General features: G+C 59.6%; 15 protein-coding genes and 1 pseudogene. 10 read left to right on the top strand and 6 right to left on the bottom strand.

The genetic code is table 11. The features are described 5' to 3' along the window. Nucleotides 1-149: 149 nt before the first annotated feature. Nucleotides 150-1,061, top strand: a complete 912-nt coding sequence (locus ACYZTK_RS11020; protein WP_462014461.1) for an SDR family oxidoreductase — start codon at nt 150-152, stop codon at nt 1,059-1,061. Between the two features lie 602 nt (nt 1,062-1,663). Here the strand turns inward: ACYZTK_RS11020 and ACYZTK_RS11015 are convergent. Beyond that, nucleotides 1,664-2,299, bottom strand: coding sequence for a hypothetical protein (locus ACYZTK_RS11015; RefSeq protein ID WP_462014460.1), 636 nt, complete (start codon nt 2,297-2,299; stop codon nt 1,664-1,666). 856 nt (nt 2,300-3,155) lie between these two features. On the opposite strand from ACYZTK_RS11015, the gene ACYZTK_RS11010 reads away from it, so the two are divergent. The 4 genes from ACYZTK_RS11010 to ACYZTK_RS10995 all read left to right on the top strand — a co-directional run bounded on the left by ACYZTK_RS11010 (nt 3,156) and on the right by ACYZTK_RS10995 (nt 9,557). Next, nucleotides 3,156-3,374 (top strand): hypothetical protein, encoded by a 219-nt coding sequence (locus tag ACYZTK_RS11010; RefSeq protein WP_462014459.1) that lies wholly within the window; start codon nt 3,156-3,158, stop codon nt 3,372-3,374. A gap of 311 nt (nt 3,375-3,685) precedes the next feature. Next, nucleotides 3,686-5,479: a DUF1302 domain-containing protein gene (locus ACYZTK_RS11005; protein ID WP_462014458.1), complete on the top strand. Its 1,794-nt coding sequence runs from the start codon at nt 3,686-3,688 to the stop codon at nt 5,477-5,479. Between the two features lie 23 nt (nt 5,480-5,502). Beyond that, nucleotides 5,503-6,870 carry a DUF1329 domain-containing protein gene (locus ACYZTK_RS11000; protein WP_462014457.1) on the top strand — a complete coding sequence of 456 codons (1,368 nt, stop codon included), beginning with the start codon at nt 5,503-5,505 and terminating at the stop codon, nt 6,868-6,870. Between the two features lie 140 nt (nt 6,871-7,010). Beyond that, the gene (locus tag ACYZTK_RS10995) at nt 7,011-9,557 is read left to right on the top strand and encodes a LuxR C-terminal-related transcriptional regulator (RefSeq protein ID WP_462014456.1); all 2,547 of its coding nucleotides are present in this window, start codon (nt 7,011-7,013) and stop codon (nt 9,555-9,557) included. A gap of 13 nt (nt 9,558-9,570) precedes the next feature. Here ACYZTK_RS10995 and ACYZTK_RS10990 read toward each other — a convergent pair whose 3' ends face one another. Continuing rightward, complete coding sequence (locus ACYZTK_RS10990; protein WP_462014455.1) at nt 9,571-10,353, bottom strand: IclR family transcriptional regulator; 783 nt, start codon at nt 10,351-10,353, stop codon at nt 9,571-9,573. A 165-nt stretch (nt 10,354-10,518) separates the two neighbouring features. Here ACYZTK_RS10990 and hmgA point away from each other — a divergent pair, with 165 nt between their 5' ends. Genes hmgA through maiA form a run of 3 tightly spaced genes read left to right on the top strand, consistent with a single transcriptional unit; the run spans nt 10,519 to nt 13,779 of the window. Continuing rightward, complete coding sequence (hmgA, locus tag ACYZTK_RS10985; protein WP_462014454.1) at nt 10,519-11,823, top strand: homogentisate 1,2-dioxygenase; 1,305 nt, start codon at nt 10,519-10,521, stop codon at nt 11,821-11,823. A 3-nt stretch (nt 11,824-11,826) separates the two neighbouring features. Beyond that, nucleotides 11,827-13,131: a fumarylacetoacetase gene (gene fahA, locus ACYZTK_RS10980; protein WP_462014453.1), complete on the top strand. Its 1,305-nt coding sequence runs from the start codon at nt 11,827-11,829 to the stop codon at nt 13,129-13,131. A gap of 12 nt (nt 13,132-13,143) precedes the next feature. Next, nucleotides 13,144-13,779 (top strand): maleylacetoacetate isomerase, encoded by a 636-nt coding sequence (gene maiA / locus ACYZTK_RS10975; RefSeq protein WP_462014452.1) that lies wholly within the window; start codon nt 13,144-13,146, stop codon nt 13,777-13,779. Between the two features lie 93 nt (nt 13,780-13,872). Here the strand turns inward: maiA and ACYZTK_RS10970 are convergent, their stop codons facing one another. Beyond that, nucleotides 13,873-14,676 carry a SirB1 family protein gene (locus ACYZTK_RS10970; RefSeq protein WP_462014451.1) on the bottom strand — a complete coding sequence of 268 codons (804 nt, stop codon included), beginning with the start codon at nt 14,674-14,676 and terminating at the stop codon, nt 13,873-13,875. Between the two features lie 175 nt (nt 14,677-14,851). Here ACYZTK_RS10970 and ACYZTK_RS10965 point away from each other — a divergent pair, with 175 nt between their 5' ends. Further along, on the top strand, nt 14,852-15,871 hold the full coding sequence (locus ACYZTK_RS10965; protein ID WP_462014450.1) for a Glu/Leu/Phe/Val dehydrogenase family protein: 1,020 nt from the start codon (nt 14,852-14,854) through the stop codon (nt 15,869-15,871). 158 nt (nt 15,872-16,029) lie between these two features. Here ACYZTK_RS10965 and ACYZTK_RS10960 read toward each other — a convergent pair. After that, nucleotides 16,030-16,284 (bottom strand): annotated as a pseudogene (locus ACYZTK_RS10960) (YebG family protein); the annotation flags it as partial. Between the two features lie 1,245 nt (nt 16,285-17,529). On the opposite strand from ACYZTK_RS10960, the gene ACYZTK_RS10955 reads away from it, so the two are divergent. Then, on the top strand, nt 17,530-18,030 hold the full coding sequence (locus ACYZTK_RS10955; protein WP_462014449.1) for a phosphate-starvation-inducible protein PsiE: 501 nt from the start codon (nt 17,530-17,532) through the stop codon (nt 18,028-18,030). Here the strand turns inward: ACYZTK_RS10955 and ACYZTK_RS10950 are convergent. Next, the gene (locus tag ACYZTK_RS10950) at nt 18,027-18,344 is read right to left on the bottom strand and encodes a DUF3509 domain-containing protein (RefSeq protein WP_462014448.1); all 318 of its coding nucleotides are present in this window, start codon (nt 18,342-18,344) and stop codon (nt 18,027-18,029) included. The genes ACYZTK_RS10955 and ACYZTK_RS10950 overlap by 4 nt on opposite strands. Before the next feature lie 263 nt (nt 18,345-18,607). Further along, on the bottom strand, nt 18,608-19,909 hold the full coding sequence (locus ACYZTK_RS10945; RefSeq protein ID WP_462014447.1) for a serine/threonine transporter: 1,302 nt from the start codon (nt 19,907-19,909) through the stop codon (nt 18,608-18,610). Nucleotides 19,910-19,953: the final 44 nt, after the last annotated feature.

Here is a 19,953-nt window from a genome sequence, read left to right as displayed (position 1 = left end):
GCCTGGCTTGCCAGCGATGGCGACCTGACGTTCAACGCATCATCCCCCTACCTTATCGAACACCATTCAGCCCCGACCGTATTCATTGTGACCCGCAGCCCGCTGCCTGACACTCGGACTAACGTCCCCTTGGCCTGGAGTTGTCCCCTATGAGTGAGTCTGTGCGCTTCGAAGATAAAGTCGTGATTATCACCGGAGCCGGCGGCGGTCTCGGTCGCGCCCATGCATTGCTGTTTGCCAAACAGGGCGCCCGGGTACTGGTCAACGACCTTGGCGGTTCGGCCCAGGGGGAGGGCGCCAACGCTTCGGCAGCGGATCGCGTGGTCGCGGAAATTCGCGAAGCCGGCGGCACTGCCGAGGCTAACCATGACTCCGTCACCGACGGCGACAAGATCGTCCAGCATGCCCTGGATGCATTCGGCCGGGTCGATGTCGTGGTCAACAACGCGGGCATCTTGCGCGACAAGACCTTCCACAAAATGGAAGACGCCGATTGGGATCTGGTCTACCGAGTCCATGTCGAAGGCGCTTATAAGGTCACCCGCGCCGCCTGGCCGCATATGCGCGAGCAGAACTATGGCCGGGTGATCTTCACTGCTTCGACTTCCGGGATTTACGGCAACTTTGGCCAGTCGAACTATGGCATGGCCAAGCTTGGCCTTTACGGCCTGACCCGCACCCTGGCCATCGAAGGCCGCAAGAACAATATCCTGGTCAACGCCATTGCCCCTACTGGCGGCACTCGCATGACCGAGGGGCTGATTCCGCCGCAGGTGTTTGAGCAACTCAAGCCGGAGTTGGTCAGTCCGTTGGTGGTGTATCTCGCCAGCGAGAATTGCCAGGAGACTTCGGGGTTGTTCGAAGTGGGTGGTGGCTGGATGGGCAAGGTTCGTTGGGAGCGTAGCCTGGGTGCCGGGTTTGATCCGCGAGTGGGGTTTTCGCCGGAGGACGTTGCGGCGCACTGGCAGCAGATTTGTGATTTCGAGGGGGCGGCGCATCCTAGGGATAATATTGAGGCGCTGAAGGAGATGATGGCGAATTTGCAGAAGTATTCGCTGTAGCAGGGGGGGGGGTAAGCGGGGTTACGCCGTTTTTCTGTAGGAGCTGTCGAGTGAAACGAGGCTGCGATCTTTTGATCTTGCCTCTTTGACTGTGGACATATCCGTTCCTGATGTCACGGCTTCCATTGGTTCCGCTTTTACAGCGGGTCACTTGGAACAGCGCCAAGTAACCAAGCGCTTTTTGCCCCACCACTCGGCACCTCGCCTAGGCTCGGTGTGCCCGCACTCCGGCATTGCTCCGCGGGTCGCTGCGATGGGCCTTCCCTGGCCCAGCGCAGCTAAACCGGCATCCTTGCCGGTTTACCCGCTGCGCAATACCTGCGTTCGGCCATCGTGGTTAACGGGGCGTCCGCGATCAAGAACCGGGCCGTGGCGGCCTTCGGGCCGACCAAGGCATCAAGCCGGCGCGCTTCGCTTATTTTGATTGTGCACATCCGCCGCGTTTGATGTGGTCCCTCCCTGTGGGAGCAAAGATTGCTCGCGATGGACGTCAACGATAACGCGCGATCCCTGGAGAAACACAATCCACTGTAAATCGACGCTGGTCCTCCCGATCGTACGGTTCAGACAGCGGCACATTGCCCTTCGTGCCCAACTGCCAATCAAGACAAATCATCTACCCGCACCGCATCCAGAAAATTTTGCACAGCGATAGCTTGCTCGCTGAGCATCTGAATCGTCTGAAATATCAGTCTGGAATCGCAGGCTGCCTGATATGAAGTGAGCCAAGCCTTTATCGCGACGCCATCGCTGTTAGCATCCGACTCCATGCCCGCTGCCTTGAGGTAAAAATCTGCCAAGGATTTATCAACAGGGTCGCTGCCGTAGAACAGATTGGCAATTCTGATCTTCTCGCGGTACTCGGCGTTTTTTCGTGCCAGTAACTTGTTGCGTACTTCAATCTCTCGGTTTATCGCATCTAGGAGTGAAGCAGTATCGATAGCGCCAACCATCCGTGTGGCGGTCAGCTCTTTCTCAATTGATTGAGATAGTTGATGACAATGGGTCTGATATTTTTGCTCTATCCAAGCTTTGTGCATATCCATCAGTTGCGAATATTGTGTGATCGCATGCATCGGATCAAGAGTAACGTCGTTGGTTTCGTTGTTAGATGGGTTGGTAAGTAGAGGTCGCGCAGCTTCATCTGTTGTTCTACTGCTGTGTATGATTTCCGCTGTTTCAAACTCTACAAAGATTGAGCTTGAGGTTTTTAATACAGCTCCCGGTGGGGTTTGCATGTTCTTTTCCTTCCGATGTGCAGGCGTTGACTAATGAGATTTTCAGATCGCAGCATTTAAAGGGGCGTAGAAAATACTTTTTGCGGTCATTGAAGCTACATTGAAATCAGAAGTAATGGGTCTGTGAATTTTGTGGGCGATGCTTTTGAAAGTCGTAGGATATTTCCGAAGCGAGTTTGGATCGGAAAAAGCTCAGAGTGAAAGCGAAAAATCCTACATTCGTAGGGTTAATGTGGGATTTCCTACTCGCTGGGAGATAAGTTATGTAGGGGGTTTGAGAATATTTAAACGGTGTTGCATCAGGTTGTTTATTTAGGCTGATTTTTGGTTTGTCAGGCAAACGGGTATGGTGAGTAAATCCAGCAGGGTTTATTGAAGGAGGTGAGTTGGTTCTGTGAAAGAGGCTCTCTATTCCCGGTCAATGGTCGTGACATTCGGCATTGATGGTGACTGAATCGGCCGCTTCGCGAGCAAGCCCGCTCACAGGGGATCACATCAGGGCCGGAGGGGGCGCACGCCCAAACAAGCGCAGCGCGCCGGCTTGATGCCTTGGTCGGCTCGAAGGCCGCCACGGCCCGGTTTTTGATCGCGGACGCCCCGTTAACCACGCTGGCCGAACGCAGGTATTGCGTAGCGGGTAAACCGGCATGGATGCCGGTTTAGCTGCGTTGGGCCATGGATGGCCCGTCGCAGCGGCCCGCGGAGCAATGCCGGAGTGAGGGCACACCGAGCCTTAGCGAGGTGCCAAGTGGTGGGGCAAGAAGCGCTTGGTTACTTGGGGCCGGGGCGCGTAGCCATTTCCAAGTGACCCGCTGTAAAAGCGGAACCGATAGAAGCCGTTACCGCAGGAATGGATATGTACGCAGAAAAAGAAGCCAGATCAAAAGATCGCAGCCTCGTTTCACTCGACAGCTCCTACAGGGGGATGGGGGGGGCAGACAAAACCTGCGCCCATAAAAAAGGCCGCTGCAAACGCAGCGGCCAAAGTAAGACGTTCATCAAGGAGCTACAAATCAACGTCTATGAACGCAGTGCGATAAACCGAAAAAATCTTCAGCTCATCAGAAAACGGTAAGCAGCGGAGCGCCAACAACACACCCCTGTCAATCCTCGCCTCCAGCCAGTTCCCCTGAAAGCCTGCCCACAATAAACCCTTGTCCCCAAAGGAAAAATAGCGATTCCCGAGATGCACTGTTACCGCCACGACAACAGTGCCAGTCACATCCATACACACCGCTGATCCAACGCCATCCCAAGCGACCATACCCCCATGTCAGCAGGTCACTAATCCTAAAGAGCGACACCACAAATACCTCCTTGGTGCGCTTATCGCCCCCCGTAGCCAGCAGTAGGGTGAGCGCTTCTGTCACTCACCGGGGAAGACGCATGACAAAAACAACAATGCGCGCCATCTTCACGCCGCAGGCACTGGCCGCTGCGGTGGCCTTGGGTTGCTGTGCCCAGGCGCAGGCTGTTTCATTCAATGTCGGGGAAATCGAGGGCACCTTCGATTCTTCGCTGTCGGTTGGCGCAAGCTGGGGCATGCGCGATGCCGACAAGTCGCTGGTGGGTACCGTCAACGGTGGGACTGGCCAGGCGTCGACCGGGGACGATGGTCGGCTGAATTTCCGCAAGGGCGAGACATTTTCCAAGATCTTCAAGGGCATCCACGACCTCGAACTCAAGTACGGCAACACCGGGGTCTTCGTTCGCGGCAAGTACTGGTATGACTTTGAACTCAAGGACGAAGACCGTCCGTTCAAGCCCATCAGCGATCAAAATCGCAAGGAAGGCTCGAAGTCGGCCGGGGCGCAGATTCTCGATGCGTTCGTCTATCACAACTACTCCATCGCCGACCTGCCGGGCACCGTGCGGGCCGGTAAACAGGTGGTCAGCTGGGGCGAAAGTACCTTCATCGGCAACTCGATCAACAGCATCAACCCGGTTGACGTCTCCGCGTTCCGCCGGCCTGGGGCCGAGATCAAGGAAGGCCTGATTCCGGTGAATATGCTGTTCGCCTCCCAGGGCCTGACCGACAAACTCACGGTCGAAGGTTTTTATCAGCTGGAGTGGGACCAGACGGTCCTCGACAACTGCGGGACCTTCTTCGGTGGTGACGTGGCAGCGGATGGTTGCACCAAGGGCTACACGGTCGCCAGCCCGGCCATTGCGCCCTTGCAGCCGATCGCTGCGGCCTTCGGCCAGGGTTTTGAAGTCACCCGCGAAGGCGTGGTGGTACCCCGTGGCGGCGATCGCGATGCGCGGGATTCCGGACAGTGGGGCACGGCGTTGCGCTGGCTCGGGGACGACACCGAGTACGGCTTGTACTTCATGAATTATCACAGTCGCTCGCCGAACGTCGGCACCACCACCGCCGGTCTGGGCACACTCGCCGCCCTTCCGGGAATCGTCGCCACCGCCAACGCAATCGCCCCCGGTACCGGTTCGGCCCTGGCGCAAAGCGTGATGCTCGGCCGCGGTCAGTACTACCTCGAATACCCCGAAGACATTCGCCTGTACGGCGCCAGCTTCTCCACCACCTTGCCCACCGGTACTGCGTGGACCGGCGAGATCAGCTATCGCCCCAACGCTCCGGTGCAGATCAACAGCACCGACCTGACCCTGGCCATGCTCAACCCGATTGCAGGCGGCGCCGCTTCACCAATCGCCAGTGCACCCGGTGCGGACAACAAGGGTTATCGGCGCAAGGAAATGACCCAGCTCCAGAGCACCCTCACGCACTTCATCGATCAAGTCGCTGGTGCCGATCGCCTGACCCTGGTCGGCGAAGCAGCAGTCGTTCACGTCGGTGGCCTGGAAGCGCGTTCCAAGCTGCGTTACGGCCGCGATTCGGTGTACGGCCAGTACGGTTTCAACGGTGACACCGACGGCTTCGTGACCTCGACCTCCTGGGGTTATCGAGCTCGCGCCATCCTCGACTACAACAACGTGATCGCCGGGATCAACTTCAAGCCCAACCTGTCGTGGTCGCATGACGTTTCCGGCTACGGCCCCAACGGCCTGTTCAACGAAGGCGCCAAGGCCATCAGCGTCGGCGTCGATGCCGACTACCGCAACTCCTACACCGCGAGCCTGAGTTACACCAATTTCTTTGGTGGTGACTACAACACCCTGGAAGACCGCGACTTCCTGGCGCTGAGCTTTGGCGTGAATTTCTGATCTGGCTGAGAAGGATGATGGTTATGCGCAAGATGATTCTGCAATGCGGCGTGCTGGCCTTGAGTTTGCTGGCCGCCCAGGTGATGGCTGCGGTGTCGCCCGAGGAAGCCAACAAGCTGGGCACCAGTCTTACCCCGCTGGGCGCCGAGAAGGCCGGTAATGCTGATGGCTCGATTCCGGCGTGGACCGGTGGCATTTCGAAAAACGCCGGGGCGGTCGACAGCAAGGGCTTCCTGGCCGACCCGTTCGCCAATGAAAAACCGTTGTTCACCATCACGGCGAAGAACGTCGACCAGTACAAGGACAAGCTTTCTGACGGCCAGGTCGCCATGTTCAAACGCTACCCGGAGACCTACAAAATTCCGGTGTATCCGACCCACCGCACTGTGGCTGTACCACCGGAAATCTACGAGTCGGCCAAGCGCAGCGCGTTGAATGTGACACCGATCAACGACGGTAACGGCCTGGCCAATTTCACCGGCAATCGCTACTACGCTTTCCCGATTCCCAAGAACGGCGTCGAGGTCATCTGGAACCACGTCACCCGTTATCACGGCGGCAACCTGCGCCGCACCGTGACCCAGGCGACGCCGCAATCCAATGGTGATTTCACCGTCATCCGGTTCAAGGATGAAGTGGCGGTGCCTTCGCTGCTGGGCGACCTGAAGCCGGGCAGCGACGAGAACGTGCTGAACTACTTCAAGCAGGAAGTCACCGCGCCGGCGCGCCTGGCGGGCAACGTATTGCTGGTTCACGAGACGCTCGATCAGGTCAAGGAGCCGCGCAAGGCCTGGATCTACAACGCTGGCCAGCGCCGCGTGCGCCGCGCGCCGCAGGTGGCTTATGACGGAGTCGGCACTTCGTCCGACGGCCTGCGCACCACCGACAACTTCGACATGTTTTCCGGCGCTCCAGATCGCTATGACTGGAAGCTGGTCGGCAAGAAGGAAATGTACATCCCGTACAACAGCTACAAGCTCGATTCGCCCAATCTCAAGTACACCGACGTGATCAAAGCCGGGCACATCAACCAGGACCTGACCCGCTACGAGTTGCACCGGGTGTGGGAGGTGGTCGCCACGGTCAAGCCGAACGAGCGTCACGTGTACGCCAAGCGCCACATGTACATCGACGAAGACAGTTGGCAGGTCGCACTGGCCGACCACTACGACGGTCGTGGTCAGTTGTGGCGAGTCGCCGAAGGGCATGCGCAGTTCTACTACGATCACCAGGTCCCGGCGTATACGGTCGAGGCTTTGTATGACCTGATTGCCGGTCGCTACATTGCCCTCGGAATGAAGAACGAGGAGAAGCGCAGCTTTGAATTTAACATCGATGCAAAATCAGGGGACTACACCCCTGCTGCCCTACGGAGTACAGGTGTGAGGTAGTTTTCCTACAGTGCTTTACACAAACAGGTGACCTCGTGGTCACCTTTTTTATAGGGCTTGATCAGTACGCTGAATACTTCTTCAACAAGCCGGCGAGACAGGGCTAGGGTGGCGCCACAACGATAACAAGGCGCACTTATATGACTGCCATGACGCGGTGTCTGGATCGACCTGGAATCCGCCCCCGGTTGTCTGCCCACCACCAGTCTCGGCAGCGGTTGATCGAACCGCTGCTGGCGTCCCCAGCGCGGGTGAAACTGTTTTGTGCGCCGGCTGGCAGTGGAAAAACTGCGCTGCTGACTGAATGCCTGATGCTGGCGCCCGAGGGCTGTCAAGTCAGTTGGCTATCTCTGGCCGGCGAGTCGATGAGTGCGGATGATTTGCTCCAGCGACTGATTTGGGCACTGGAGTTGGCTGGCACAGGTGAAGCATCTTTGCTCGCAACCCTGGCCAGCATCCACACGCCAATGTGGATTTTTCTCGATGACTACTGTCGCATCCGCAACCCTCAGCTGGACCTGCTGCTGGACCAACTGCTGACCGTCAGCAGCCCGGCGATCACCTGGTGGATCAGTGGGCGCCGCCGCCCGCAAATCAACTGGCCACGCTTGCTGCTCAACGACGAACTCTACGACTGCGCGCCCGGGACGCTGGCGTTCACTCAGGCGGAAATCGCAACGCTGCTGCATTGCCATGGCTCCGCCGACGCGACCAAGGCCGCCAGCAGGATTTATCGACTCAGCGGTGGCTGGTGTGCCGGCGTGCGGATCGCGCTTCTGCAGAAATGCGACTGGTCGCGTAATGACGGGCAAGGTCGAGCGGGCACCCTGCACGACTACCTGGAACACGAATTGTTCGCCAGCCTGTCGCCAGAGCTGTTGGAGGCGTGGCGAGTGTTGGCGCATCTGCCGCGATTTAATGCGCGCTTGTGCGAGCACTTGTTTGGCGCAGTCGCCGGCGTACAGATTCTGAACGAGCTGCATGAGCTGGGGTGTTTCATCGAGCCTTGGGAAGACAGCGCCGACTGGCTGCAGATCTTCACCCCGCTGACCCGACTGATTCGTGAGGAACCCTGGATCCAGGGACGCTCCTGGCATCGGCGCGCCTGTCAGTGGTTCGCCGGAGAGTCGGACTGGAAGGCCGCATTCGAGCAGGCCTTGCTGGCCGAGGAATTCGAGGTTGCCGTCAGTCTGTTGCAGCATTTCACCTTCGAGCATCTGTTCGAGGAACAGACGGTGGTGCTGTTGTTGCGACTCTACGAGCAGCAGGGCGAAGCATTGCTGTTCGGTTCACCGCAACTGATTGGTTTGATAACCGCAGCCTTGTTGTTTGCCGGCCGGTTTGACCCGGCAGGCGAGTGCATCGCGCAGCTGTCGCGCTTCCTCCCCCAGCCGACGGAGTTTCTGCAGCGCCAACTGCTGGCGCGCTGGCTGGCGCAACAAGGCTGGCTACTGCATCTGCAGGGTCGCATGGAGGCTTCCCGGGCGCACTTTCTCGAAGCCTTGAGTGAACTCGGTCCCGAACTCTGGACGGTGCGGCTGCTGTGTCTGTCCGGCTTGACCCAGCAAGCCTTGCTTCGGGGCGAGCTCGATGTGGCACAGGCGACCAGCCGCGAAGCGTTATGCCTGGCCCGTGCCAAGGGTTCACTGGTGTTTGAAAGCCTGTTGGAGCTGGATCATGCGCAATTGCTGGAGCAACGCGGCGCGGCCGGCCGGGCCGAGCAGTTGCTGGCGGCCATGGCCGATTTACTCGCCGGGCAAAAAATCGCCGAGCCCTTGATTGGACGAATCGCCCTGCGGCGTGGCCGTTTGAGTTTGAGCCAGGGCCTGGACTCACAGGCGGCCGGATTCTTCGAGCTGGGGCTGCAGATTTGCCTGCGCAATCACGACAAACGCGCGCTGTACGGATTTCTTGGGTTGGCGCAGCTGGCGGCCAATCAGGCAGATTACGCCCAGGCGTTCGTATTGCTGCGCGACGCGGAACGCTTGATGCAGCAGCGGCAGATCCCCGATACCGTTTACCGTGGGGTGTTATTGCAGGTCAGCAGTCACTTCTGGTTGCAGCAGGGTCGCCCGGAACTCGCCCGTGAAGCGCTTACCCGAGTACTGCGCCACTATCGCGGGCCCTATGCGCGCCAGGCGCCACCGGCAACGCTTGAGCTGATTGCGCGTATCGAATATCAACTGGTGCTGGCCGAAACCTTTCTGCACCCTGCGCCATCTGCGCTGCAGCAGCTCAATGTCTTGCTCGCCCGCGCCCAGGAAAGAGCAATGTTCGCGCTGGAAGCCGAATTGCAACTGGCGATCAGCGAAGTAGCGCACCTCATCGGCCAGCCCGCGCTCGCCAGCGCGGCGCTGCGAGCAGGGCTGGAACGGGTAGACCGATGCAACCTGCAACAGGCTTTACGTGAATCAAGGATGCGTCAGCCTGAGCTGCCGTGTCGTGTGGGGGAGATGGGCCGGGAGATTCCTGCAGCCCTGGAGGCAAATCCGTTAAGCGCCAGGGAGCTGGAAGTGTTGGGCCTGATTGCCCAGGGCGATTCCAATCAACAGATCGCCGAGCAATTGTTCATCTCACTGCACACGGTGAAAACCCATGCCCGCAGGATTCACAGCAAGCTCGGAGTAGAGCGCCGCACGCAGGCAGTTGCCACGGCGAAGAAACTGGGACTGATCACTGCGTCCTGACTAGCGGTGTTACCTAAGCGGGTTGAAATCCCATCCGCCAACTGACTGCACGGGTCGCTGCCAACAACCGCTGAGCCGCCGGGCCGTCTTCATCAGCGTGGAACAACGACGCCGGGCCGACGATAGTCATCACCGCCACTACATGCCCCACCGCATTGAACACCGGTGCCGACAATGCGTCGACACCGGGCATCAACAAACCATGCACGTGATGCAGGCCGCGGTCACGAATCTGCCCGCACAGGGCGGCGTACACCTGATCGTCCGCCAGTGCGTGGGCCGTGGTTGACTGCAATTCCAGCTCGCGCAAATCCACGGTTTCCCGTTTGGGCAGGTACGCGCCAAACACCAGACCGGTGGATGAGCTGAGCAGCGGCAACACTGAGCCCAATTGTGTCACTACCGTCACCGCACGCACGGCGGGTTCGATATGCACCACGGTCGCGCCCTGATTGCCCCACACCGCCAGGAAACAGGTTTCGTTCAGCTCGTCGCGCAACTCGGCCAGGGGCAGGGCGCCAACTTTCAGCACGTCCATACTGTTGAGGGCCGCCAGGCCCACGCGCAAGGCTTCACGGCCCAGGCCGTAATGATTGGTGGCGGTATTTTGTTCGGCAAAACCGCTGGCGATCAGCGCCTGCAGATAACGGTGGACCTTGCTCGCCGGCATCTGCACGTGTTCGGCCAGGCGCGACAACGAGGTCGAGGGAGACAGTTCGGCCAGCGCCTTGAGGATGTCAGTGCCGACCTCGGCCGAGCGGACTTTCTGCTTGTCGTTGCTGCGCGGCGTTTCCATGAAGGCGATTCGATCCTATAACGAATGGGCGTCTTTATAACTTGACGGTCGATACCAATCAAATTACGTTATGCGTAATCGAATTACGATAAAAATAACCCAGGCGTGCCGAGATCTCTGCGAAGGAGCGACAGGCCACAGCCTGTTACCTGTTCAGGAGGCTCCATGAACCTCGATTCAACGGCGCCCGCGCTGGCTTACCAGTCCGGTTTCGGCAACGAGTTCAGCAGCGAGGCGCTGCCTGGCGCATTGCCCATTGGCCAGAACTCCCCGCAAAAAGCCCCGTACGGCCTGTACACCGAGTTGCTGTCCGGGACCGCATTCACCATGGCCCGTGCCGAGTCGCGCCGGACCTGGATGTACCGCATTCAGCCGTCGGCCAATCACCCGGCATTCACCAAGCTGGAGCGGCAACTGGCAGGCGGTCCGTTGGGTGAAGTGACGCCCAATCGGCTGCGCTGGAATCCGCTGGACATGCCAAGTGAGCCGACCGATTTCATCGACGGTCTGGTGAGCATGGCGGCCAATTCAAGCGCCGAGAAGCCGTCCGGAATCAGCATCTACAGCTACCGTGCCAACCGCTCCATGGAACGCGTTTTCTTCAACGCCGATGGCGAGCTGCTGCTGGTGCCGGAACAGGGGCGCCTGCGCATTGCCACCGAGCTGGGCGTGCTGGAGATCGAGCCGCTGGAAATAGCCGTGCTGCCCCGGGGAATGAAATTTCGGGTCGAGCTGCTCGACCCGCAAGCCCGTGGTTACATCGCCGAAAACCACGGGGCGCCGTTGCGTCTTCCGGATCTCGGCCCGATCGGCAGCAACGGCTTGGCCAACGCCCGGGACTTCCTGGCACCAGTCGCGCATTACGAAAATCTGCAACAGCCGACTTCCCTGGTGCAGAAATTCCTCGGCCAGTTGTGGGGCTGCGAGCTGGATCATTCGCCACTCAACGTGGTCGCCTGGCATGGCAATAATGTGCCGTACAAATACGACCTGCGCCGCTTCAATACCATTGGCACGGTGAGCTTCGATCATCCTGATCCGTCGATTTTTACCGTCCTGACTTCGCCTACCAGTGCCCTTGGCCTGGCCAACCTCGACTTCGTTATCTTCCCGCCACGCTGGATGGTTGCTGAGAAGACCTTCCGTCCGCCCTGGTTCCACCGCAACCTGATGAACGAATACATGGGCCTGATCAAGGGCGAATACGACGCCAAGGCCGAAGGCTTCTTGCCTGGTGGTGCGTCCCTGCACAGCTGCATGAGCGCCCATGGGCCGGATGGCGAGACGTGCACCCGGGCGATCAACGCTGAGTTGGCGCCGGCAAAAATCGATAACACCATGGCCTTCATGTTCGAAACCAGCCAGGTCCTGCGCCCGAGCCGTTTCGCCCTGGAGTGCCCGCAACTGCAAACCAACTACGATGCCTGCTGGGCCACGCTGCCCGCCACTTTCGACCCGACCCGGAGATAACCCATGACTCAGACTTCCATTCCTCGCAGCTGGGTTGCTTCGGCCAACGACCATGTTGATTTTCCACTGCAGAACCTGCCACTGGGCGTGTTCAGCATCGATGATGGGGCACCGCGTAGCGGTGTGGCAATTGGCGAGCACATCTTCGATCTGCAAGCGGGCCTGGAGAACGGGCTATTTGAAGGTGCTGCCAAGGCGGCGGTGGAAGCTACCGTTGGCGGGCAACTGAATGCGTTTTTCCAGTCGGGCCCTGAGGCGCGGATAGCGCTACGTAAACGTCTGCTGGAGTTGCTGGCAGACGGCAGTAGCCTGCGCGGCAAGATCGAAGCTCTGGGCGCGAAACTGCTGCCGCTGGCGGCGAACTGCGAGATGCACCTGCCGGCGAAAATCAACGACTACACCGACTTTTACGTGGGCATCGAGCATGCGCAAAACGTCGGCAAATTGTTCCGTCCCGACAACCCGTTGCTGCCGAACTACAAGTACGTGCCGATCGGCTACCACGGTCGCGCCTCGACCATTCGCCCATCCGGCACTGATGTACGCCGCCCGAAAGGCCAGACCCTGCCGGCCGGCCAGACCGAGCCGGTGTTCGGTCCGTGCGCACGCCTGGATTACGAGCTGGAGCTGGGCATCTGGATCGGTCAGGGCAACGAGATGGGCGACTCGATCGCCATCGATGATGCCGCTGATCACATCGCCGGTTTCTGCCTGCTTAACGACTGGTCGGCACGGGACATCCAGGCGTGGGAATATCAGCCGCTGGGCCCATTTCTGTCGAAGAGTTTCATCACCAGCATCTCGCCGTGGGTGGTGACGGCTGAAGCGCTGGAGCCGTTCCGTCGTGCCCAGCCTGCTCGTCCACAAGGCGATCCGCAGCCGCTGCCGTACTTGTTCGACACCCGTGACCAGGCCGCTGGCGCTTTCGACATTGAGCTGGAAGTGCTGCTGCTCACCGAAACCATGCGCGAGCAGAATCTGCCGGCCCATCGCCTGACCCTGAGCAACACCCGGCACATGTACTGGACCGTGGCGCAGATGGTCGCGCACCACAGCGTCAATGGCTGCCAGTTGCAAGCGGGTGATCTGTTCGGTTCGGGCACCTTGTCCGGCCCTGAGAATGGTCAGTTTGGCAGCCTGCTGGAAATCACCGAAGGCGGAAAAAAACCGATCGAACTGGCGTCCGGCGAGGTACGTAAATTCCTTGAGGACGGCGACGAGATCATCCTGCGCGCCCGTTGCAGTCGCGACGGTTTTGCATCCATCGGCTTCGGTGAGTGTCGCGGCAAAGTGCTGCCGGCGCGCTAGGGGGATCGGCCCATGCAACTTTTTACCTACTACCGTTCGACCTCGTCCTACCGGGTGCGAATTGCCCTGGCGCTCAAGGGCCTGGATTACCAGGCGCTGCCGGTCAATCTGATTGCACCAACGGGTGGCGAGCACCGCCAGCCGCCGTATCTGGAGATCAATCCACAAGGCCGTGTGCCGGCGTTGCGCACCGATGGCGGCGATCTGTTGATCCAGTCGCCGGCGATCATCGAGTATCTGGAGGAATGTTATCCACAGGTGCCGCTGTTGGCCTCGGACCTGGTTGTTCGTGCACATGAGCGTGGGATCGCGGCGTTGATCGGTTGCGATGTGCATCCGCTGCACAACGTCAGCGTGCTCAACAAGCTTCGCCAGTTGGGCCACGATGAGCCGCAGGTGGTGGAGTGGATCGGCCACTGGATCAGCCAGGGACTGGGGGCGGTTGAACGGTTGATTGGGGATGAGGGGTATTGCTTCGGGCCGCAGCCGGGGGTGGCGGATGTGTATCTGATACCGCAGTTGTATGCGGCTGAGCGTTTTAATATTTCGCTGGAGGCCTGGCCGCGGATACGGCGGGTAGCTGCGCTCGCAGCGGCCCATCCGGCATTCATCAAGGCGCATCCGGCGAATCAGCCCGATACGCCCTGATGAAGCAAGATCAAAAGATCGCAGCCTCCGGCAGCTCCTACATGGTACTGCTCGATCCCTGTAGGAGCTGCCGGAGGCTGCGATCTTTTGCTTCTAATGAACTATGGAGTTCGGTGGCAGATGCCCCAGCCGTTCCGTCAGGCGGATCCGCTGGATCGGATCGTCGCTAAGCATCAAGGCATGCTCCAGGTCGAAGCGCTCGGCATTGGGGCAGTCCAGTCGTTGATACAGGCTCGCCCGGGCCAGGTAATCGGCGGCGCTGGCATTGCCCAGCTCCAACACCCGTTCGGCGTCGATCAGTGCACCGATGTAGTCATCGTGGGCAAGGTGCAGCTGGCGCAGGTTGCGGGACAGCCGTTGCAGCATCTGCAGGGGTGCGGCAGACATCAGGTGTTCGGCGCTCAGCTTCATGTTCGGACCGTACTGGCGATGCAGCAACTCCCGGCAATCATTAGGGTACAGACGTCGGCCGCCGCAGGGATCAAGCAAGTGATCGGCACCCGGGACACGCAGCAGAAAATGTCCCGGAAAGTTGACCCCGACCAGGGGGATCTCCAGGCATCGCGCCAGTTCCAGCGCAATCAATCCCAACGCCAGCGGTTGCCCGCGCCGACGCGCCAGCACCTTGTCGAGCAACGCAGCTTGCGGACGCAGGGGCGTGAAGTCGTCCTGGGCAAAACCCAGGTCATTCATGCGGCGCAACAACGGCTGGGCCAGTTCGCTCACCGGTAACATCGGCAAGCCGTGGCTGACCCGTTGCTGCAGATCCTTGAAGTCAGCCAGCAGGGATTCGGTACTCAGCTCCTTGTCATGCTCGACCGCCATCCACAGCGCCGCCTCGAACAGCGCGGGCGGTGTTCGTTGCAGGCACTCGAAGAAGCGTTGGCGGGGCGTCATCACAATCTCCCGGGGAATGCCTCGTTTTAGCCCCGTCTCCTGCATTCGTCCAGTGTCGCGAAAGGTTATGTCCGAAAGCCCTGAATCGTAGCGACGCTTATTCCGGTGCGCTCCGGCAAATTTTGGGCGCAAGCCTATACTGGCGACTACAGGAAGCATTTTCGGGAGCCTTACGATGTTCGCTCTCATGCAAAGCAATCGCGTTGAATCGCTGCACCTGAGCGTCGACCCGGTCACCGGGTTGAAGGCGGTGATTGCCATTCATAACAGCCGCCTCGGCCCCGCACTTGGCGGGTGTCGATACCTTGCCTACCCAGACGACGAGTCCGCTGTCGAGGACGCTGTTCGCCTGGCCCAGGGCATGAGCTACAAGGCCGCGCTGGCCGGCCTGGCTCAAGGCGGCGGCGTCGCGGTGATCATCCGGCCGATGCACGTGGAAAACCGTGCGGCGCTATTTGAAGCCTTCGGTCGCTGCATCGATCAACTCGAAGGACGTTACATCACCGCCATCGACAGCGGCACGTCGGTGGCGGACATGGACTGCATCGCCCAGCAGACTCAGCATGTCACCAGCACCACCTCAGCGGGCGACCCGGCGCCGCATGCCGCGATGGGCGTGTTCGCCGGGATTCGCAGTACCGCGATGGCGCGATTGGGCAGCGACAATCTCGAAGGCCTGCGCGTGGCGATCCAGGGACTGGGCAACGTAGGCTATGCACTGGCAGAACAGCTGCATGCGGCCGGCGCCGAACTACTGGTAAGCGACATCGACCATGGCAAGGTGCAGCTGGCGATGGAGCAGCTGGGGGCTCATCCCATCGCCAACGACGCGCTGCTAAGCACACCCTGCGACATACTTGCGCCTTGCGGCCTGGGCGGAGTGCTCAATAGCAATAGCGTGTCACAATTGCGCTGTTCGGCGGTGGCAGGTTCCGCGAACAACCAGCTGACCCATCTGGAGGTTGCCGATCTACTTGAGCGCCGGGGGATTTTGTATGCGCCGGACTACGTGATCAATGCCGGCGGCCTGATCTATGTGTCGCTCAAGCATCGCGGTGAGGCGTTGACCACCATCACCGCTCACCTGTCAAAAATCAGCTCCCGGCTGACCGAGGTGTTTGCCCATGCCCAGGCGGAAAAGCGTTCGCCCGCGCGGGTGGCGGATGAGCTCGCGGAGCGGGTGTTGTATCGCTGACGCCCAGGCATGAAAAAGGCCCTGAGTCGCTGGACTCAGGGCCTATTCAATTCGGGCACCGATTACTTCGGCGCTTTGGCCGTCTTTGCAGGCTTGGCCAGAGCAACGGTCTCAGCTTCTTCAGGTGCTGGTTGCACTGCAACCGGTTCAATTACTTCGGCAGGCGCGCTCAGCAGCTCGGACAGGGCGTCCGGTTGACTCTTGAATGCCTTGGCAAACACATCGCGGTTCTTCGCCATGTAGATTCCGGCTTCTTCCACTTGCTGTTCAGTCAGGGACGGAACGGCTTTTTGCAACACTTCAGCCAGCAATTCGGCGAGTTCGAGCATTTTGTCATGACGGTCAGCTTCGGCTTTATCCATGAACAAGCGCTCCAGATCTCGGCTGCTGCGGTATACCACTTCGACGGCCATTCACCACCTCACATGCCTTCACATTAAGTTGTCTTATTCGACCACTGTATTTATATACAGCGAAAAGGATAAGCGAATCCCTGCGCTTTGGGTAGTGACTTTTCACTTTAGACCGGTTTTGAGGTGTTCGCGGCTGGCATTTGGCTCCTACTTTATGGCAATGATGCCCCGTAGGAGCTGCCGAGAGAAACGAGGCTGCGATCTTTTGATCTTGCTGTGTACATATCCGTTGCTGCGGTCATGGCCGCTAATGGTTTCGCCCTTACGGCGAGTCCCTTTTGGCAAACGCCCGGAATGCCGGCCCAGCCAAAAGGAACCAAAAGGTCTATGCCCCTCCACTCGGCACCTCGCTAAGGCTCGGTGTGCCCGCACTCCGGCATTGCTCCGCGGGCCGCTGCGACGGGCCATCCATGGCCCAACGCAGCTAAACCGGCATCCATGCCGGTTTACCCGCTACGCAATACCTGCGTTCGGCCATCGTGGTTAACGGGGCGTCCGCGATCAAGAACCCGGCCGAGGCGGCCTGAAAGCCGACCTGGCCGATAGTTCGGCTGTGCATCAGTGGTGAATGGCACACCCTGGAATGGAAGTACCCCCTGTGGGAGCAAAGCTTGCTCGCGATGACAGATTGGCATTTACAGTGATGGTGACTGTTGCGCCGCCATCGCGAGCAAGCTTTGCTCCCACAAGCATCAGCTCCCACAAGTATCACTTCCCACAGATTTTCATTTCGAATTCGGTAAAGGTGCACTACCAAACAAGCGCAGCGCCCCCGCTTGAAGCCTTGGTCGGCCTGAAGGCCGCCACGGCGAGGCTGTAGATTGCAGGCGCCCCGTAAACCACGCTGGCCGAACGCAGGTATTGCGTAGCGGCTAAACCGGCAAGGATGCCGGGTTAGCCGCGCTGGGCCAGGGAGGGCCCATCGCGGCGGGCCCGCGGAGCAATGCCGGAGTGCGGGCACACCGAGCCTAGGCGAGGTGCCGAGTGGTGGGGCATAGACCTTTTGGTTCCTTTTGGCTGGGCCGGCATTCCGGGCGTTTGCCAAAAGGGACTCGCCGTAAGGGCGAAACCATTAGCAGCCGTTACCCCAGAAATGGATATGTACACCAAAAAGAAAAACACGAAGTGCCTCATATCACCCAGCCACCATCTCACCTCTCAACCCCTGGCCTTTTTTCTGCATGCCAAACAACCGTCACGTCAAAACCGCATCATCCGGTCAAGCCGACCTAAGGAAGAACCATCGTGAAAATCAACTGGGCCGAGAAACTGCGGCTGAACGTGCACCAACTGGCCGAATCCCTGGGCAACCTGTTCGTCGAGAGCTTCCACTACCTGGCATTGTTCGCCATCGGCGCGGTAACCGCCTGGGCCGCAGTGATGGAATTTCTGGGAATGCTGGACAAGGGCAACATCAAGATCGATGACATCTTGCTGCTGTTCATCTACCTGGAATTGGGGGCCATGGTCGGGATTTACTTCAAGACCAACCACATGCCGGTGCGTTTCCTGATCTACGTGGCAATCACCGCGCTGACGCGACTGCTGATTTCCAACGTCTCACACCACAACCCACCGGACATCGGCATCATCTACCTGTGCGGCGGAATCCTGCTGCTGGCCTTCGCGATACTGGTCGTGCGGTACGCCTCGTCGCAATTCCCTTCGGTGAAGATCGAACACCCGCAACGCAAAGTCGGTGCGGGCTCCGGTGAACACCCCGAAGTGGAGAAGGGCGAGATTTAAAGCCCCATCGCCGGGCGCGTCAGGCCTTGGATGAGCGGCGGTGGCAACGCGCGGTTGTCGCCGTCGGTCATGGCTTCGAGGATGGCCACGGCACTGTGGCCCTGCTCGATGGCGATGCCGAACTGAATGCTTTGCACCAGGCGCTTCAGGCGCTTGGGATCGTTGCGCTGTTCCGCACTGATCATCCGCTTGGCCACCACACGACCACTGTTGGACAGGGTCAGCATGATGCTGCCGTCGAGTCCCTGAATGCTCAGGTTGATCTGATAGTCCGGCGCAAAGGCATCGGTAATGAGCTGAAAAGGGTTGTCCATGATGCGTCACCGCCTGATTGAACGTGCAGTTGTTGACCGGCCATGTTCGGGTTGGTTCGCAACACCGGACCATTGGTGATCTCGCATAACAGCCGTAGCAAGCGGCATGCCGGAAAGATTGTCAGACAATCCACAACCCTGTGGGAGCGAGCCTGCTCGCGATAGACGTCAACGATAACGCGTGTTTTCTGAAACAACGCATTGTTCTGAAGTGCATCGCGAGCAAGCCTGCTCCTACAGAATCAGCTCATTTCCTGCACGTTTCAGGGCAGGAATGAAAAGATGATCGCTGACAGTGCAATCAGGCCGATCAACACCACGAACACATTCGAAGCCTGACCCGAATACTGGCGCAAGGCCGGTACGCGGCGTATGGCGTACATCGGCATCAGGAACAGCAGGCACGCGATGATCGGCCCGCCGAGGGTTTCGATCATGCCCAGGATGCTCGGATTGAACGTCGCCACGGCCCAGCAGCTGAGGATCATGAACACTGCCGTCGCACGGTTCAGCCAGCTGCTCGACATCTCTTTGCCGCGGCCGCGCAGGCTTTTCACGATCAGGCCCTGGAAGCCTTCGCTGGCGCCGATGTAGTGGCCCAGGAAGGACTTGGTGATCGCCACCAATGCAATCAGCGGGGCGGCGTAAGCGATCACTGGGGTCTGGAAGTGGTTGGCCAGGTACGACAGGATCGAGATGTTCTGCGCTTTCGCCGCCGCCAGATCCGCCGGGGACAATGCCAGCACGCAGCTGAAGCAGAAGAACATCACCGTCACCACCATCATCCCGTGGGCGATGGCGAGGATGCCGCTGCTCTGGGCTTCAGCCTGATCACCGTAGCGCTGTTTCTGATCGACCGCGAAGGCCGAGATGATCGGCGAGTGGTTGAACGAGAACACCATCACCGGGATCGCCAGCCACAGGGTCTTGACGAACAGCGGCATCGGCATGCCTTCGCTGGCCGTGGCGAAGAAGGCGCCGTTCCAGTTCGGGATCAGGCTGAGGCCGAGCAACAGCAATGCCGCCACGAACGGGTAGACCAGCACGCTCATGCACTTGACGATCACGCCCTGGCCGCAGCGGACAATGGCCATCAAGCCAAGGATCAAGCCCAGTGACAGGATGGCGCGCGGCGGCGGGACGATGTGCAGCTGGTGCTCCATGAAACTGCTGAGCGTGTTGGTCAGCGCTACGCTGTACACCAGCAGAATCGGGAAGATCGCGAAAAAGTAGAGCAGGGTGATCAGCTTGCCGGCGCCAACGCCGAAGTGTTCTTCCACGACCTCGGTGATGTCGCCCGAGCGGCCGGACAACACGAAGCGGGTCAGGCCCCGGTGGGCAAAGAAGGTCATCGGGAATGCCAGCACTGCCAGGATCAGCAGCGGCCAGAAACCGCCTACCCCGGCGTTGATCGGCAGGAACAGCGTACCGGCGCCAATCGCCGTGCCGTAGAGGCCGAGCATCCAGGTGGTGTCGTGTTTGCTCCAGCCCTTGGTGACTGTCGCGGTCTGGCGTTTTGCGTCTACAGCAGGATTTTCGGCAGCAGGTGTACGTACATCGGTCATTGTCTAGGCCTCGTTATTGTTCTTGCTCGGGCTCACGTGGTACG

It is taken from the genome of Pseudomonas sp. LB3P31, assembly GCF_054897945.1.
Note: the sequence above shows the minus strand (reverse complement) of the source record. Positions and strands in the feature narration are given on the sequence as shown.

What these genes read in the sequence shown, in the direction of transcription:
- ACYZTK_RS11005 (WP_462014458.1), top strand. Translation starts at nt 3,686, where the DNA reads ATGACAAAAACAACAATGCGCGCCATCTTCACGCCGCAGGCACTGGCC.
- ACYZTK_RS10970 (WP_462014451.1), bottom strand. Translation starts at nt 14,676, where the DNA reads ATGACGCCCCGCCAACGCTTCTTCGAGTGCCTGCAACGAACACCGCCC.
- ACYZTK_RS10965 (WP_462014450.1), top strand. Translation starts at nt 14,852, where the DNA reads ATGTTCGCTCTCATGCAAAGCAATCGCGTTGAATCGCTGCACCTGAGC.
- ACYZTK_RS10990 (WP_462014455.1), bottom strand. Translation starts at nt 10,353, where the DNA reads ATGGAAACGCCGCGCAGCAACGACAAGCAGAAAGTCCGCTCGGCCGAG.
- maiA (WP_462014452.1), top strand. Translation starts at nt 13,144, where the DNA reads ATGCAACTTTTTACCTACTACCGTTCGACCTCGTCCTACCGGGTGCGA.
- ACYZTK_RS11000 (WP_462014457.1), top strand. Translation starts at nt 5,503, where the DNA reads ATGCGCAAGATGATTCTGCAATGCGGCGTGCTGGCCTTGAGTTTGCTG.
- ACYZTK_RS10945 (WP_462014447.1), bottom strand. Translation starts at nt 19,909, where the DNA reads ATGACCGATGTACGTACACCTGCTGCCGAAAATCCTGCTGTAGACGCA.
- ACYZTK_RS10995 (WP_462014456.1), top strand. Translation starts at nt 7,011, where the DNA reads ATGACTGCCATGACGCGGTGTCTGGATCGACCTGGAATCCGCCCCCGG.
- ACYZTK_RS10950 (WP_462014448.1), bottom strand. Translation starts at nt 18,344, where the DNA reads ATGGACAACCCTTTTCAGCTCATTACCGATGCCTTTGCGCCGGACTAT.
- ACYZTK_RS11020 (WP_462014461.1), top strand. Translation starts at nt 150, where the DNA reads ATGAGTGAGTCTGTGCGCTTCGAAGATAAAGTCGTGATTATCACCGGA.
- ACYZTK_RS11015 (WP_462014460.1), bottom strand. Translation starts at nt 2,299, where the DNA reads ATGCAAACCCCACCGGGAGCTGTATTAAAAACCTCAAGCTCAATCTTT.
- hmgA (WP_462014454.1), top strand. Translation starts at nt 10,519, where the DNA reads ATGAACCTCGATTCAACGGCGCCCGCGCTGGCTTACCAGTCCGGTTTC.
- ACYZTK_RS11010 (WP_462014459.1), top strand. Translation starts at nt 3,156, where the DNA reads ATGTACGCAGAAAAAGAAGCCAGATCAAAAGATCGCAGCCTCGTTTCA.
- fahA (WP_462014453.1), top strand. Translation starts at nt 11,827, where the DNA reads ATGACTCAGACTTCCATTCCTCGCAGCTGGGTTGCTTCGGCCAACGAC.